Source organism: Winogradskyella tangerina, assembly GCF_003260205.1.
GTDB lineage: Bacteria > Bacteroidota > Bacteroidia > Flavobacteriales > Flavobacteriaceae > Winogradskyella > Winogradskyella tangerina.
In genome coordinates this window covers 111,600-125,459 of sequence record NZ_QERF01000009.1, presented here as the reverse complement: position 1 = coordinate 125,459, position 13,860 = coordinate 111,600, and the positions used below count along the sequence as shown (strand labels likewise).

General features: G+C 36.9%; 12 protein-coding genes. 9 read left to right on the top strand and 3 right to left on the bottom strand.

All coding sequences use genetic code 11. The features are described from left to right. Positions 1-84 precede the first annotated feature (84 nt). Positions 85-627 (top strand): alpha-ketoglutarate decarboxylase, encoded by a 543-nt coding sequence (locus tag DDY94_RS13480; protein WP_111684856.1) that lies wholly within the window; start codon positions 85-87, stop codon positions 625-627. On the opposite strand, the gene DDY94_RS13475 is transcribed toward DDY94_RS13480, so the two are convergent. After that, positions 624-974, bottom strand: a complete 351-nt coding sequence (locus DDY94_RS13475; RefSeq protein ID WP_111684854.1) for a hypothetical protein — start codon at positions 972-974, stop codon at positions 624-626. The genes DDY94_RS13480 and DDY94_RS13475 overlap by 4 nt on opposite strands. Next, entirely contained in the window at positions 974-1,948 is a 975-nt protein-coding gene (locus tag DDY94_RS13470) for a polyprenyl synthetase family protein (RefSeq protein WP_111684852.1), read from the bottom strand. Before DDY94_RS13470 ends, DDY94_RS13475 begins: the two co-directional genes overlap by 1 nt. Before the next feature lie 121 nt (positions 1,949-2,069). Here DDY94_RS13470 and DDY94_RS13465 point away from each other — a divergent pair, with 121 nt between their 5' ends. From DDY94_RS13465 to DDY94_RS13430, 8 genes are all read left to right on the top strand, one after another. After that, positions 2,070-2,675 (top strand): TetR/AcrR family transcriptional regulator, encoded by a 606-nt coding sequence (locus DDY94_RS13465; protein WP_111684850.1) that lies wholly within the window; start codon positions 2,070-2,072, stop codon positions 2,673-2,675. 6 nt (positions 2,676-2,681) lie between these two features. Further along, a complete protein-coding gene (locus DDY94_RS13460) occupies positions 2,682-4,088 on the top strand; it encodes a TolC family protein (protein WP_232817874.1) in 1,407 nt (468 codons plus the stop codon). A gap of 13 nt (positions 4,089-4,101) precedes the next feature. Then, positions 4,102-5,268 (top strand): efflux RND transporter periplasmic adaptor subunit, encoded by a 1,167-nt coding sequence (locus DDY94_RS13455; protein ID WP_111684847.1) that lies wholly within the window; start codon positions 4,102-4,104, stop codon positions 5,266-5,268. A gap of 247 nt (positions 5,269-5,515) precedes the next feature. Next, positions 5,516-9,070 carry an efflux RND transporter permease subunit gene (locus DDY94_RS13450; RefSeq protein WP_111684845.1) on the top strand — a complete coding sequence of 1,185 codons (3,555 nt, stop codon included), beginning with the start codon at positions 5,516-5,518 and terminating at the stop codon, positions 9,068-9,070. A gap of 150 nt (positions 9,071-9,220) precedes the next feature. Beyond that, the gene (aspS, locus tag DDY94_RS13445; protein ID WP_111684843.1) at positions 9,221-10,975 is read left to right on the top strand and encodes an aspartate--tRNA ligase; all 1,755 of its coding nucleotides are present in this window, start codon (positions 9,221-9,223) and stop codon (positions 10,973-10,975) included. 45 nt (positions 10,976-11,020) lie between these two features. Beyond that, complete coding sequence (locus DDY94_RS13440) at positions 11,021-12,802, top strand: chloride channel protein (protein ID WP_111684841.1); 1,782 nt, start codon at positions 11,021-11,023, stop codon at positions 12,800-12,802. Positions 12,803-12,851: 49 nt separating this feature from the next. Further along, positions 12,852-13,097, top strand: coding sequence for a hypothetical protein (locus DDY94_RS13435; protein ID WP_111684839.1), 246 nt, complete (start codon positions 12,852-12,854; stop codon positions 13,095-13,097). Positions 13,098-13,197: 100 nt separating this feature from the next. Further along, positions 13,198-13,389, top strand: a complete 192-nt coding sequence (locus DDY94_RS13430) for a cold-shock protein (protein WP_111684837.1) — start codon at positions 13,198-13,200, stop codon at positions 13,387-13,389. Between the two features lie 49 nt (positions 13,390-13,438). Here the strand turns inward: DDY94_RS13430 and DDY94_RS13425 are convergent, their stop codons facing one another. Then, on the bottom strand, positions 13,439-13,813 hold the full coding sequence (locus DDY94_RS13425; RefSeq protein WP_111684835.1) for a protease complex subunit PrcB family protein: 375 nt from the start codon (positions 13,811-13,813) through the stop codon (positions 13,439-13,441). Between the last annotated feature and the right edge of the window lie 47 nt (positions 13,814-13,860).

Genomic DNA, 13,860 nt, shown 5'->3' with positions numbered 1-13,860 from the left:
AATTTCTTCAAAAATACAACATTTAACAATAATAACGGCTGTTTTATTATATTTATAACAAATAGAAAAGAACCCATTTTTATCATGATAAAATTCAAAGTAATACCCTCAAAAAAAGCCCTCTTAATAGCCATTTTGTTTGTAAGCTTAAGCCTTCCTTTTTCCGCCCAAAATTCATTGGATAATAATAATTTCTGGAATAGTGTTCAATTTGGTGGTGGCATTGGTTTGAACTTTGGTGATGGTTTTTTTAGTGGTGCCGTATCACCCACAGCAATTTATAATGTAAGCCCTTATGTTGCTACTGGCGTTGGACTTAATTTTTTATATAGTTCGCAACGCGATGTTTTTAAATCTACTGTCGTCGGTGGAAGCCTTATCGGATTGTTTAATCCAATACCTGAGGTGCAAATTTCAACTGAATTTGAACAGCTCTATGTCAATCGCAATTTTGACGAGCAATTTGTAACTAATCTCGATGACAAATATTGGTATCCTGCTTTGTTTTTAGGCCTTGGCTATCGCAGTGGAAATATGACTTTTGGCATACGATACGATATTTTATACGACGCAGATACAAGCATTCAGAATGAGGCTTGGATGCCTTTTGTAAGATTTTGGTTTTAAGAAAATTTGGCTTTATACCAAACCTTTTGCCATTCGCGCTGAAGTATTAAAAATGTGACCTCTTCGGAAAGTTTTACCAAATCTTCTCCGCTTAAATTTCTAACTTTTGATTCGGAAATATCGACCTGATATAAAAGATTCAAGTAATCGGTAAATTTATTCTGAAGGAGATAATAGACGGTTTCATGTAAAACAAGTTTCAAACTTGAAGGCAAGGTCTCTTTGTCAAACTCGAGGTCAATATTAGCATATAGCAAATCTTTATTCAATTGAATAATTAAATTTCCATAGAGATTTGAAGCTTCAGCCTCAGAAATTAGTACTTCAAAATTTTCGGGCAGAGACATTAAACGCGTCTATTCATTAAATAGGCTCCAAAAGCACGTAATTGCTGTTTGTTTTCGTCGGAAATATTTAAATTTTCGAGAACGCTGAATGCTCTATTCGTGTAGTCTTCGACAGCATTTTGTGTGGCCTGAGAAGCGCCTGAATAATTAAATAAGCTTTTCACCTTTTCAATTTTATCGTCACCCGAAATAGAATTATTCGCCATTAAATTCAATAAGTCAGAGGTTTGATCTTCTGAGCCTAATTCCATCGTTTTGAGATATAAATAGGTTTTTTTGTTCTCTAGGATATCACCACCAACCTGCTTGCCGAAGGTTTCAGGATTCCCAAAGGCATCGAGATAATCATCTTGTAATTGGAAGGCAATTCCGAGGTAACGACCAAAATCATAAATTTCATTCTGATCGGCTTCAGATGCTTTAGCAACAATGGCACCCATTTTCATTGCAGAACCAATTAACACTGCCGTTTTATACTCTATCATTTTAAGATACTCAGGAATGGTAACATCATTTCTGGTTTCAAAATCAATATCATATTGCTGACCTTCGCAAACTTCAAGTGCCATTTTACTGAACAAAGTGACTAAGGCCTGAAACATATCTGATTTATAATCATCGAAAAGCTGATAAGCCAAAATTAGCATGGCATCGCCAGAAAGAATTCCTGTATTTAGGTCCCACTTTTCATGCACGGTTTTCTTTCCTCGACGAAGTGGTGCATCATCCATAATATCATCATGGACTAATGAGAAATTATGAAATACCTCAACAGAAAGTGCTGCATTCATAGCCAAATTGGTCGTACCTCCAAAAATCTCGCAAGACATCAAGGTTAAAACAGGTCGCAAGCGCTTTCCACCAAGTTTCAAAATGTAATTAATTGGCGCATAGAGGTTTGTAGGTTCTTTTTCTACAGCATAGTCTTCGAGATAGGATATAAAAGACTTTTGATAGGATTCAATGTTTTGCATGCAGCAAAAATAAGGCTAATCAGGTATTTAACGCTAGTGTTACCAATGTTAAATAATTATTAAAACTTTGGAAACTTTTATTGTTTTTAAAGTTTCCTTGTCTAAATTTGTGCCCTGATTTATGAGAGAAAAAATTATACGCAAAGCGTCAGAACTTTTTTTAAACCTTGGTTTTAAGAGTGTTACAATGGATGATATTGCCAATGAAATGGGAATTTCTAAAAAAACCATCTACGTTCATTTTAATAATAAAACCAAATTAGTTGAGGCTGTAACATTTCATTTATTCGATACCATTTGCGATGGTATCGATGACATTTGTGACAGTGCACCAAATCCGATTGAGGAATTGTATTCTATCAAAATGTATGTGATGCAGCACCTTAAAAATGAAAAAACATCACCTCAATTTCAATTAAAAAAGTACTACCCACAGATCCATGCGCAGTTAAAGTTCAAACAGTTTGAAAAAATGCACAGTTCCGTTCAGGATAGTTTGCAACAAGGTGTGGACACAGGTGTTTTTAGAGATTCTATAGATGTCGATTTTATTTCACGAATGTATTTTACAGGGATGACCGGAATTAAAGACAATATGTTTTTTCCACCAGAACAATACCAAATGGAATACTTAATGGAAAGCTATCTCGAGTATCACCTAAGAGCCATCGTTACTGAAAAAGGATTCAAAATATTAAATCAATTTATTACTAAAAATCAATCATAATAACGAATGAAACAATTTCATATCATACTATTTCTAATGTGCTTCAGTCTTGGATTTACCCAAGATATTCCCAATAGCTTCACGTTACAAGAGGCTATTGATTATGCACTTGAAAATAACCGACAAGCAAAAAATGCCAATCGAGATATCGAAGCAGCCAAACAGCAAAAATGGGAAACCACAGCTACTGGTTTACCGCAACTCAATGCCGGCATTAACTACCAAAACTTTTTAAAGCAGCAAGTTTCAATTGTTCCGAATGCCGCTTTCGACGGACGTCAATCTACCATTGATACTGTTGAAGAGTTTTTTGGTTTAACAGCAAATGGCTCCCCTGAACCCCTAGAAGGATTTACGGAACTTATCTTCGGAACAAAACAAAATGTAAGTGCAAGTGCTACACTAAATCAATTGATCTTTGATGGTTCTTACATAGTTGGACTTCAATCGGCTAAAGTGTTTTTAGAAATTTCAAAAAATGCTAAAGACAAAACAGATCTTGAAGTTAGAAAAGGGGTCATCAATGCCTATGGTAATGTTTTACTTTCCGAAGAAAGTGTTCTCATTTTTGAAAAGAACATCGCAGTACTTCAGAAAAATTTAGACGAAACCACAAAAATTTATGAAAACGGTCTTGAAGAAGAAGAGAGTGTCGAGCAGTTACAGATTACACTTTCTAATCTCCAAAGTAGTCTGAACAACGCTAAGCGTCTGAGAGGAATTGCGTATCAGATGTTCAATATAACATTAGGGATTGACTATGACGCCGGCGTTACACTTACCGAGAATCTCGAAGACCTCACGGAAAAAAATATTTCTCTGGAAGCCTTAAATCTTGAAAATGATGTTACCACGACCATCGATTATAAAATTGCCGAAAATGACAAAAAATCGAAGGAGTTACTTCTGAAGTTAGAAAAATCGAAAGCATTGCCTTCATTAAGCGCGTATCTCGATGGTGGTTATTTAGGCTTTTCTAATGAGTTTACATTTTTCGACAGGGAACAGCGTTGGGCAGGGTTTTCTTCATTTGGGTTTAACCTTAACCTTCCAATATTTAGTTCTGGCGGAAGAAGTGCGGCGACACAGCGCGCTCGCATTAATTTAGAAAAATCTAAGGACGACCTTACGGAAACTGAACAGCGTTTAAAGCTCGAAATCCAAACAGCAAAATCTAACTATAAGTTTGCTACTGAAGATTATTACAACAAAAAGCAGAATCTCTCATTAGCGGAGCGCATAGAACAAAAAAATCAAACAAAATTCTTTGAAGGTATCGCCTCTAGTTTTGAATTAAGACAGGCACAAACCCAACTTTATACAGCACAACAAGAACTATTGCAAACCATGTTGAATGTTATTAATTCTAAAGCAGAATTAGAAACAATTACCAACAATATATCCAATTTCTAAAATCAATTAAAAAATGAAACATATAATTAGACTAACTTTCATCTCCTTAATACTGGCTTCTTGTTCAGGAGATAAACAACAATCTGTTGAAGACCTCATTGCTTCTGAGAATCTGGCACAATTAAGGACAAAAAAAGCTGAACTTGATGCACAGCAGCAAGAGCTTACCGCACAGATAAAACAGCTTCAGGATAAAATAAAGGAACTAGATCCTCAGGAAAAAATTCCGTTGATCACAACCTTTACAACCAAACAAGAACCTTTTCATCATTTTGTGGAACTTCAAGGAAGTGTAGACACTAAGCAAAATTTGGTTATTTATCCAGAGTATGCAGGTGTACTTACTACAGTATATGTAAAAGAAGGTCAGAAAGTGAGCAAGGGTCAAATCTTGGCTAAGATCGATGATGGAGGTTTAAGTCAACAAGTAGCTCAATTGCAAATTCAGGCTGATCTCGCTAAAACAACTTTTGAACGCCAGAAGCGTTTATGGGATCAAAAAATTGGAAGTGAAATTCAATTTCTTCAGGCGAAGTCTAGCTATGAGGCTCAATCAAAAGCTGTTAAGCAACTGAAAGAACAAATCGGAAAAACGGCAGTTAGAGCACCATTTTCGGGTACCATAGACGATGTTATTACAGAGCAAGGTAGTGTGGTATCTCCAGGACAATCACAGTTATTCCGAATTGTAAATCTATCAAATATGTATATCGAAACAGATGTGCCAGAAAGTTACATTACAAGTATTACTAATGGCAAGGATGTTAAGGTTGAATTTCCTGTTTTAGGATCAGAGCTCGATGCTAAGGTTAGACAGGCTGGTAATTTTATCAATCCGGCGAATAGAACCTTCAAAATTGAAGTTGCTGTCCCAAATTCTGATAATAAAATAAAGCCTAATCTAACGGCTAAGTTAAAGATCAACGATTACACTAATGAGAATGCTATCCTAATACCACAGAGTATCATTTCAGAAAATGCAGAGGGTAAACAATATGTGTACACCGTCACTGATAGAGATGACAATAAAGGGACAGCAAGGCGTGTCTTTATTGATACTGGAAAAACTCAGGGCGATTATATCGAAGTGCTTTCAGGATTAGAAAATGGTAGTGAGATCGTAAATGAAGGTGCCCGAAGTGTTAAGGATGGACAAGAGGTAAAGATCCTTCAATATTAGTTTGAAGCTTAAAAGGTTTATGAGTTTAGTTATAAAACACATGTCTAACTCATATTCGAAATTTTAAAGTATGAAGGAATTCTCGTTTGAAAAAGTTTTTATCAAATGAGAATTACGATGAAATTCGAGAAAATATACAAGAAATAACCGCTATGCTTGACGCATTGCGTAAATCACAAATAAAAAATTAGGGTTGAATGTTTGGGGCTAAACTATTAAACTCCAAACACATAAACTTAAAAATATCATGACCAAGAAAGAACAAAAACAAAAAAAGGTAAATAAGGAATTCAAGCCTTCGTCCTGGGCCATCGGAAACGCTACAACAATGTACGTGCTTATTGGGCTTATTCTTTTCTTAGGATTTTCGGCCTATATGAGTATGCCGAGAGAAAATTTCCCTGAGATCAAGGAAACGAAAATATATATCAGCTCAATCTACCCTGGTAATACAGCTGAAGACATTGAAAAGCTTATCACCGATCCCATAGAAGATCGTTTGAAAACGGTAAGTAATGTGATTGAAATCACCTCTACTTCGCTTGAGGATTATTCGAGCATTATGGTAGAATTCGATGAGAATATTTCAGTTGAAGCTGCTAAACAAAAAATAAAAGACGAAGTTGATGTAGAAACTTCGAGTGAAGATTGGCCAACATTTAATGGTGCCAAGGTGCAGCCAAATATCTTCGACCTCAGTATGTCTGAAGAAATGCCAATTCTGAATATCAATATCTCTGGTGATTATCCGGTTGATAAACTGAAAGAATATGGCGAATATCTCGAAGATGAAATTGAAGGGCTTTCTGAAATTAAGCAAGTAGATATTAGAGGTGCTCAAGAACGTGAAGTTGAAGTTGCTGTTGACATTTACAAAATGATGGCAGCTCAGGTGAGTTTTGATGATGTTATTAATACCATAAGTCGTGAAAACATGACGATGTCTGCGGGTAATTTAATAACAAGTGGTCAACGCAGAACTATAAGAATTCTCGGTGAAATTGAAACACCGGAAGAGCTTGAAAACTTCGTGGTAAAGTCCGAAAAAAGCAATCCAATTTACCTCAAGGACATCGCTACGGTGACCTTTAAAGACGAAGATAAAACCACTTATGCTCGCGAGTTTGGCGCACCAGTGGTAATGCTCGACGTTAAAAAACGTGCTGGTAAAAACATGGTGGCCGCTGCGGATAAGATCAAGGTCATGGTAGACGAAGCTATCGAAAATGTGTATCCTCAAGACTTAACGGTGACCATTTCAAACGACCAGTCTTCAAAGACCATTGGTCAGGTAGATGACTTAGTGAACAATATCATCTTCGGTATTATTCTGGTAGTAACTGTTTTAATGTTCTTCCTTGGATTTAAAAACGCATTGTTCGTAGGTTTTGCGATTCCGATGTCCATGTTTATGTCTCTGATGATCTTAAATCTATTGGGCTATACCATGAATACCATGATCCTTTTCGGATTAATTATGGGACTTGGAATGCTTGTAGATAATGGTATTGTGGTTGTTGAAAATGTCTACCGTTTAATGGACGAAGGCATGCCTAGAATCGAAGCCGCGAAAAAAGGAATTGGTGAAATTGCATTTCCTATTATTATTTCAACCGCAACTACTGTAGCTGCATTTATTCCACTTGGGTTATGGCCAGGAGTAATGGGTCAATTTATGATCTATTTCCCCGTCACGCTTTCCGTGGTACTAGGATCGTCGCTGTTCGTTGCGATATTCTTTAATTCGGTTTTGGTCTCTCGTTTTATGACCACCGAAGACAAAGAAATGCCTTTAAGCCAAATTATTAGAACCACTTCTATTGCAGCCGTTATTGGACTTCTAATCATCTTCTTTGGAGGTGAATATAGAATATTCGGAACACTGATGGTATTTACAGCCATCCTGTTGTGGGTTTATCGTTTATTCCTTAGAGGTTGGGCTAATGGATTTCAAAATAAAATATTACCGCGTTGGGAGCGATTCTATGAGAAAGTTCTGCGTGCAGCTCTCAGTGGAAGAAAACCCATGGGAATTGCTATTGGAACATTTGTTTTGTTGATCATCGCATTCATGGGCTTTGGTGCCTCAGTTGGAAGTCAACGAACTAAAGTTGAATTCTTCCCAGACAATACACCAAACCAAATCATTGTTTACATTGAGTATCCTGAAGGTACAGACATTGAAAAAACCAATGCCATTACTAAAGATATAGAAGAACGCGTCTACAAAATAATTAATGAAGACGCTTACCTCAACGGTGACTTTAATTTCTTAACAGAAAGTGCCGTTTCTCAAGTTGGTGAAGGTGCCGGTAATCCTCAAACTGATGGAGGATCGCAGGCCGAAATGCCGCATCGTGGTAAAATCACCGCAACCATGCGCGAATATAAATTTAGAGAAGGTGCCGACAGTAACGAACTTCTGAAAAAAGTACAGGAAGACCTAAAGGATATTTATCCAGGTGTTGCAATTTCTGTTGAAAAAGATGCCGTTGGTCCACCAGCGGGTTACCCAATTAATATTGAACTTCAGGGTGATAACTATTCTGAATTGATCGCTAATGCTGAAAAGCTTCGTGATTACATCAACACTAAAAATATTCAAGGAATAGATGAACTAAAGATCGACGTTAATAAATCGAAACCATCTATGCTGGTTCAGGTCGATCGTAAAAAAGCTGGTGAACTTGGTGTATCTGCTAGTCAGGTTGGTCAACAATTGCGTAATTCGATCTTTGGTGCAAAGGCTGGTATATATAAAGAAGATGGTGAAGATTACGATATCTATGTTAGGTTTAATGAAGCAAATCGCTATAACACAAGTGCCATCTTTAACCAGAAGATCACCTTTAGAGATATGGCTTCCGGGCAGGTTAAGGAAATTCCTGTGTCGGCAGTAGCCAAGCAAAACAATTCTTCAGGTTTTAGTGCCATTAAACACATAGACAACGAGCGCGTAGCAACAGTTTACTCTGCTCTTGCTCCTGGATTTACGGACGCTGGCGCTATTGTTTCTCAGATTCAAAATGAAACCAAGGATTTCATTGAAAATGAAATGCCTTCTGACATCAAAATAGATTTCACCGGACAAATTGAAGAACAAAACAAGCAAATGGCCTTCTTAATGGGTGCCTTCTTTACAGGATTAGGTTTGATCTTTTTCATACTTATTTTCCAATTCAATTCGGTGTCTAAACCAGGAATTATCATGTTGGCTATTTTCTTAAGTCTTATTGGAGTATTTGGTGGTATCGTTGCTACAGGTAGTGCTTTCGTTATTATGATGACCATGATGGGTATTATTTCCCTTGCGGGAATTGTTGTAAACAATGGAGTTGTACTTCTCGATTATACCCAACTATTAATAGATAGAAAAAAGGTTGATCAGGATCTTGAAGATGATGCTTACTTGGCGAGAGAAGATCTTTTGGAAGCGATTATCAAAGGCGGAAAAGCACGTTTAAGACCAGTATTATTAACGGCAATTACTACAATATTAGGACTAATTCCGTTGGCGACAGGATTCAATATCAACTTCTACACCTTGTTTAGCGAATTCAATCCAAATATCTATTTCGGTGGAGATAATGTAATTTTCTGGGGACCATTAGCCTGGACTGTAATTTATGGTTTATTCATAGCTACATTCCTCACGCTAATTGTTGTGCCAATTCTCTTCTATCTCATTACACGATTAAAGATGAGAATGTATAAAGCCAGAGTGGCCAAATCTGATGTTATTGAAGTAGAAGAAGAAACTTTTGATATCCCTCAAAACGCCAGAATAGCTCTAGATAAATAACAAACTTTATAATTTCTTCTTATAAAGTGATTAATAGCGAGGAAGCCTCAACAATTGTTGAGGCTTTTTTATTTAATTGTCCTTAAGTTGATTAAATTTGCACCCGAGTTCGCCGACGCTGAAAAAAGGCGAAGTATTTAATTTTTGAATATGTATAGAAGTCATAATTGTGGCGAGCTGAGAGTCGCACATAACAATACAGAAGTTACACTTGCCGGTTGGGTTCAAGGTGTGAGAGATAAGGGATTTATGATTTATGCAGATCTTAGAGATCGCTACGGAATTACACAGTTATATTTTGATGAGGACCAGACTCCTAAAGACTTAATGGCTCAGGTTCAGAAGTTGGGCCGTGAGTTTGTAATTCAGGTGAAAGGAACTGTACAAGAACGCGCATCAAAAAATCCGAATATTCCAACAGGTGATATTGAAGTATTGGTTTCAGAATTAACTATTCTGAATCATTCATTGGTGCCGCCTTTTACTATTGAAGATGAAACCGATGGTGGCGACGATCTACGCATGAAATACCGTTACCTCGATATTCGTCGTAACCCTGTAAAAGAGAGTCTGATCTTTAGGCATAAAGTGGCGCAGGCCGTTAGAAATTACTTATCTGGAGAAGGTTTCATTGAAGTTGAAACACCTTACCTTATTAAATCTACACCTGAAGGTGCTCGTGATTTCGTCGTTCCTAGTCGTATGAATGAGGGGCAGTTTTACGCTTTACCTCAGTCTCCACAAACCTTCAAGCAACTGCTTATGGTCGGTGGTATGGATAAATATTTTCAAATAGTAAAATGTTTTAGAGACGAAGATCTTCGTGCTGACCGCCAGCCTGAGTTTACTCAGATCGACTGTGAAATGGCCTTTGTAGAACAAGAAGATATCTTAAATACTTTTGAAGGATTAACGCGCCATTTACTTAAAGAAATTAATGGTGTTGAGGTAGAAAAGTTTCCTCGTATGCTTTACGATGACGCCATGCGTTTATATGGAAATGACAAACCAGATATTAGATTTGGGATGGAATTCGGCGAATTGAACGCTGTTGCACAACATAAAGATTTTAAGGTATTTAACTCAGCTGAATTAGTCGTTGGAATAGCTGTTCCTGGCGGAAATTCTTATACCAGAAAAGAGATCGATAAACTTATTGATTGGGTAAAACGACCTCAAGTTGGTGCCTTAGGTATGGTCTATTGCCGTTGCAATGAAGACGGTACATTCAAATCATCTGTAGATAAATTCTACGATCAAGAAGACCTAGCAAAATGGGCCGAAGTAACTGGTGCTAAAGCTGGTGATCTTATCTGTGTGCTTTCAGGAGATACAAATAAAGTAAGGGCACAGTTAAGTGCCTTACGAATGGAACTTGCAGAACGTTTGGGGCTACGTAAACCAGACGAGTTTGCACCACTTTGGGTAATGGACTTTCCACTTTTAGAGTGGGATGAGGAAACAGAACGCTACCATGCGATGCACCATCCATTTACCTCACCAAAGCCAGGACAATTGGAGATGTTAGATTCTAATCCTAGTGACGTAAAAGCAAACGCTTATGATTTAGTTCTGAATGGTAACGAGATTGGTGGAGGTTCAATACGTATTCACGATAAACCTACACAGGCTGTAATGTTGAAGCACTTAGGTTTTTCTGATGAAGAAGCCAGAGCTCAATTCGGGTTCTTAATGGATGCCTTTGAATATGGTGCACCACCACATGGTGGAATAGCATTCGGACTTGATAGATTAGTTGCTATTCTTGGTGGGCAAGAAACCATTAGAGATTTTATTGCCTTCCCAAAAAATAATTCGGGACGCGATGTAATGATCGATGCACCTGCGCCAATTGATGAGGAGCAACTGCAGGAACTTAATTTAAAACTCAACTTAAAATCCTAAATATTAAATCCTGCATCTCGCAGGATTTTTTATTAGCTTTAAGCTATGTCTAGCTATTCCAAATTTTTTAAACGCTTACACATCTGGAGATATAAATATGTCTCAGAAAAAAACTTCTTGTTTTTATTGAGTTTAATCATTGGATTGCTAGCAGGATTAGTTTCGGTGTTTATAAAAAACATCACCTTTGCCATCGAAGCAATATTTGAGAAAGGTGTTATTCGTTCAGAAAATAGCATCTACTTTATTCTACCTATTGTGGGTTTGTTTTTAGTGTATCTCTTTGTGAAATACATTTCAAAACGCCCGAGCAAACACGCCATTCCGTCTATATTATTTGCTTTATCAAAGCGCGATGGCATCATTGATAAACGCAACATTTATTTGCCTTTGATTACTGCACCCCTCACAGTTGGTTTTGGTGGTTCTGTTGGTTTGTTAGGACCAGCCATTGCGTCTGCGTCTGCAATGAGTTCTAATCTCAGTAGACTTCTGCATATTGATCGAAAAACCAGAAGCTTATTGATTGCCTGTGCTGCAGCTGGAGCTATTGCTTCCATTTTCAAATCACCAATTGCTGCCATCATTTTTGCCATAGAAGTTTTTAGTTTAGATCTAACCTTTGCTTCTTTATTACCGCTATTGATCGCTTCAGTGTCTTCAGTAATTACTTCGTATTTCTTTTTAGGAGATAGCGTTCTTTTCGATTTTAACGTTACTGATAAGTTTGCAATTAAAGACACGCTATTTTATATTTTACTTGGTATTGGAACTGGAGTAGCTTCTATTTATTTTTCAAAAATTTACTTCGGGGTTACCTCAATTTTTAATCGGCTTAAATCAGCAAGGCAACGTTTAATTATCGGCGGCCTTTTAATTGGTGTGATGCTGTTTTTTATCCCACCACTCTACGGGGAAGGTTTTGGCTTCATCAATAATTTAATGATCGGCAATGATATTGAAGCGCTAGGAAACACCCCTTTTGATGATCATTTAGATAACATTTGGATCGTCATCGGATTGCTATTTGGTATTACCATTTTCAAGGCGATTGCTATGACCACCACATTTGCCGCTGGTGGTACTGGCGGAATTATAATTCCTTCGTTAGTAATGGGAAGTGCATTAGGAAATGTAGTCGCCAAAGTGATCAATAATTGCGGATTAGGCTTTTCAGTGTCTGAAGCTAATTTCACATTAATTGGCATGGCTGGTCTTATTGCCGGAGTGCTACATGCGCCATTGACCGCAATTTTCTTAATTGCTGAAATTACGGGTGGTTATGAGTTGTTTGTTCCGCTAATGATCACCTCATCAATGTCATTCATTATAAATAAAAATGGTCTCGATCATACGATTTACACCAAGGAACTGATAGAAAAAGGTGCGCTTCTTACCCAAAATAAGGATAAAAGTGTTTTGACTTTAATGAAACTCGATTCGGTTATTGAACAAGATTTTGTAACGCTCACTCCTGAAATGACCCTCGGGGACATGCTGAAAAAAGGAGTTTCGAAATCGAATAGAAATTTATTCCCTGTTATCGACGAAGAGCGGAATTTCATGGGAATAATTTTGTTAGATAATATCAGGTCGGTAATGTTCGACCCAACGCTGTACGACTCAACCACGGTTGAAACCTTTATGCAGAAACCTCCTGAGGTCATATATTATGAAACCGATTCTATGCAAGATGTGATGATAAAATTCCAAAATTCTAGTGCTTGGAACTTACCTGTAATTAAGGATAAGAAGTACTTCGGATTTGTTTCAAAATCGAAACTGTTAACCGCTTATCGTCGCGAATTGATTAACTTTACTTCCTGAAATTTTGTTCAATTTTAAATTCAAAAAAAAATCTCGAAACCTAGAATAAATGAAACCTATTCATATCATTACATTAATTGCTTTTATCGCTTCCATCGGGAGCATTGCTTGTGGATTGATCTTAGATTTGGAGTATTCAAAGAAACTTGTTGGTTTCGGTGTTTTGGGGCTTTTCTTGGTAGTTTTTCCTCTTTTTTCCTATTACCGTTGGAAAGGAAAAGACGTTAAAGACTACATGCTTACCAAAGAAAACCTAGAGAAAATGCGCGAAAACCAAAAGAAAAATAAGTATTAAGCTAACTACTTAAATCTCAAATTTTTAAAATAAAACGATTTATTAACCTTGCCGCGTTATTAATTAACTACCTTTACACTTTAATTTTTATTTATTTATAATGACTGGAACAGTTAAATTTTTCAATGATTCCAAAGGCTATGGGTTCATTACCAACGATGAAACAGGAAGAGATATCTTCGTGCATGTATCAAACCTTAATGGTGTAGAATTACGCGAAGGTGACAATGTAGAGTACACGGAAGAAGAAGGAAGAAAAGGAAAAGTAGCTGCAAATGTGCAGGTACTATAAGACAATATTCTTATAATTTTTCAACGCCTAACCTTTGGTTGGGCGTTTTTTATTGAATAACAATTGGAGATTTACTTTTTATTTTCGCAATGAAGTAAGGCTGAGTCACTACGGTAGTTGCCATTCCTGAAGGTGAATTTCTTTCAATTTTAACTACAAAACGATTAGGTTCTTCTGTAATTTTTGCAGCTATTGAATGACCTCCGGTTGATTTCAGATCATCGAACAGTGCAATAACTTGATACTTAGAAAAATCGATTTCAGCATCTGAAAAGTCATCAGGAAGCGGATTTACCAAACTCATTTTCTCCACTAAACTATCCCAATCTTTTTGATTAGTAATAATAGTATTTTGCTGTTCTATACCTTCTTCACCTGCACCATATAATTCACCGCTGGCAATGATTGTAACTGTTTCTGACATTTTCTTTTGAGATGAGTTGGTTTTATTATTACAATTAGAGGGAATTA

Bases quoted from the DNA above. Each gene is read 5' to 3' on its own strand.
- DDY94_RS13430 (WP_111684837.1), top strand. From the start codon at position 13,198: ATGACTGGAACAGTTAAATTTTTCAATGATTCCAAAGGCTATGGGTTC.
- DDY94_RS13455 (WP_111684847.1), top strand. From the start codon at position 4,102: ATGAAACATATAATTAGACTAACTTTCATCTCCTTAATACTGGCTTCT.
- DDY94_RS13465 (WP_111684850.1), top strand. From the start codon at position 2,070: ATGAGAGAAAAAATTATACGCAAAGCGTCAGAACTTTTTTTAAACCTT.
- DDY94_RS13440 (WP_111684841.1), top strand. From the start codon at position 11,021: ATGTCTAGCTATTCCAAATTTTTTAAACGCTTACACATCTGGAGATAT.
- DDY94_RS13480 (WP_111684856.1), top strand. From the start codon at position 85: ATGATAAAATTCAAAGTAATACCCTCAAAAAAAGCCCTCTTAATAGCC.
- DDY94_RS13470 (WP_111684852.1), bottom strand. From the start codon at position 1,948: ATGCAAAACATTGAATCCTATCAAAAGTCTTTTATATCCTATCTCGAA.
- DDY94_RS13475 (WP_111684854.1), bottom strand. From the start codon at position 974: ATGTCTCTGCCCGAAAATTTTGAAGTACTAATTTCTGAGGCTGAAGCT.
- DDY94_RS13425 (WP_111684835.1), bottom strand. From the start codon at position 13,813: ATGTCAGAAACAGTTACAATCATTGCCAGCGGTGAATTATATGGTGCA.
- DDY94_RS13460 (WP_232817874.1), top strand. From the start codon at position 2,682: ATGAAACAATTTCATATCATACTATTTCTAATGTGCTTCAGTCTTGGA.
- DDY94_RS13435 (WP_111684839.1), top strand. From the start codon at position 12,852: ATGAAACCTATTCATATCATTACATTAATTGCTTTTATCGCTTCCATC.
- aspS (WP_111684843.1), top strand. From the start codon at position 9,221: ATGTATAGAAGTCATAATTGTGGCGAGCTGAGAGTCGCACATAACAAT.
- DDY94_RS13450 (WP_111684845.1), top strand. From the start codon at position 5,516: ATGACCAAGAAAGAACAAAAACAAAAAAAGGTAAATAAGGAATTCAAG.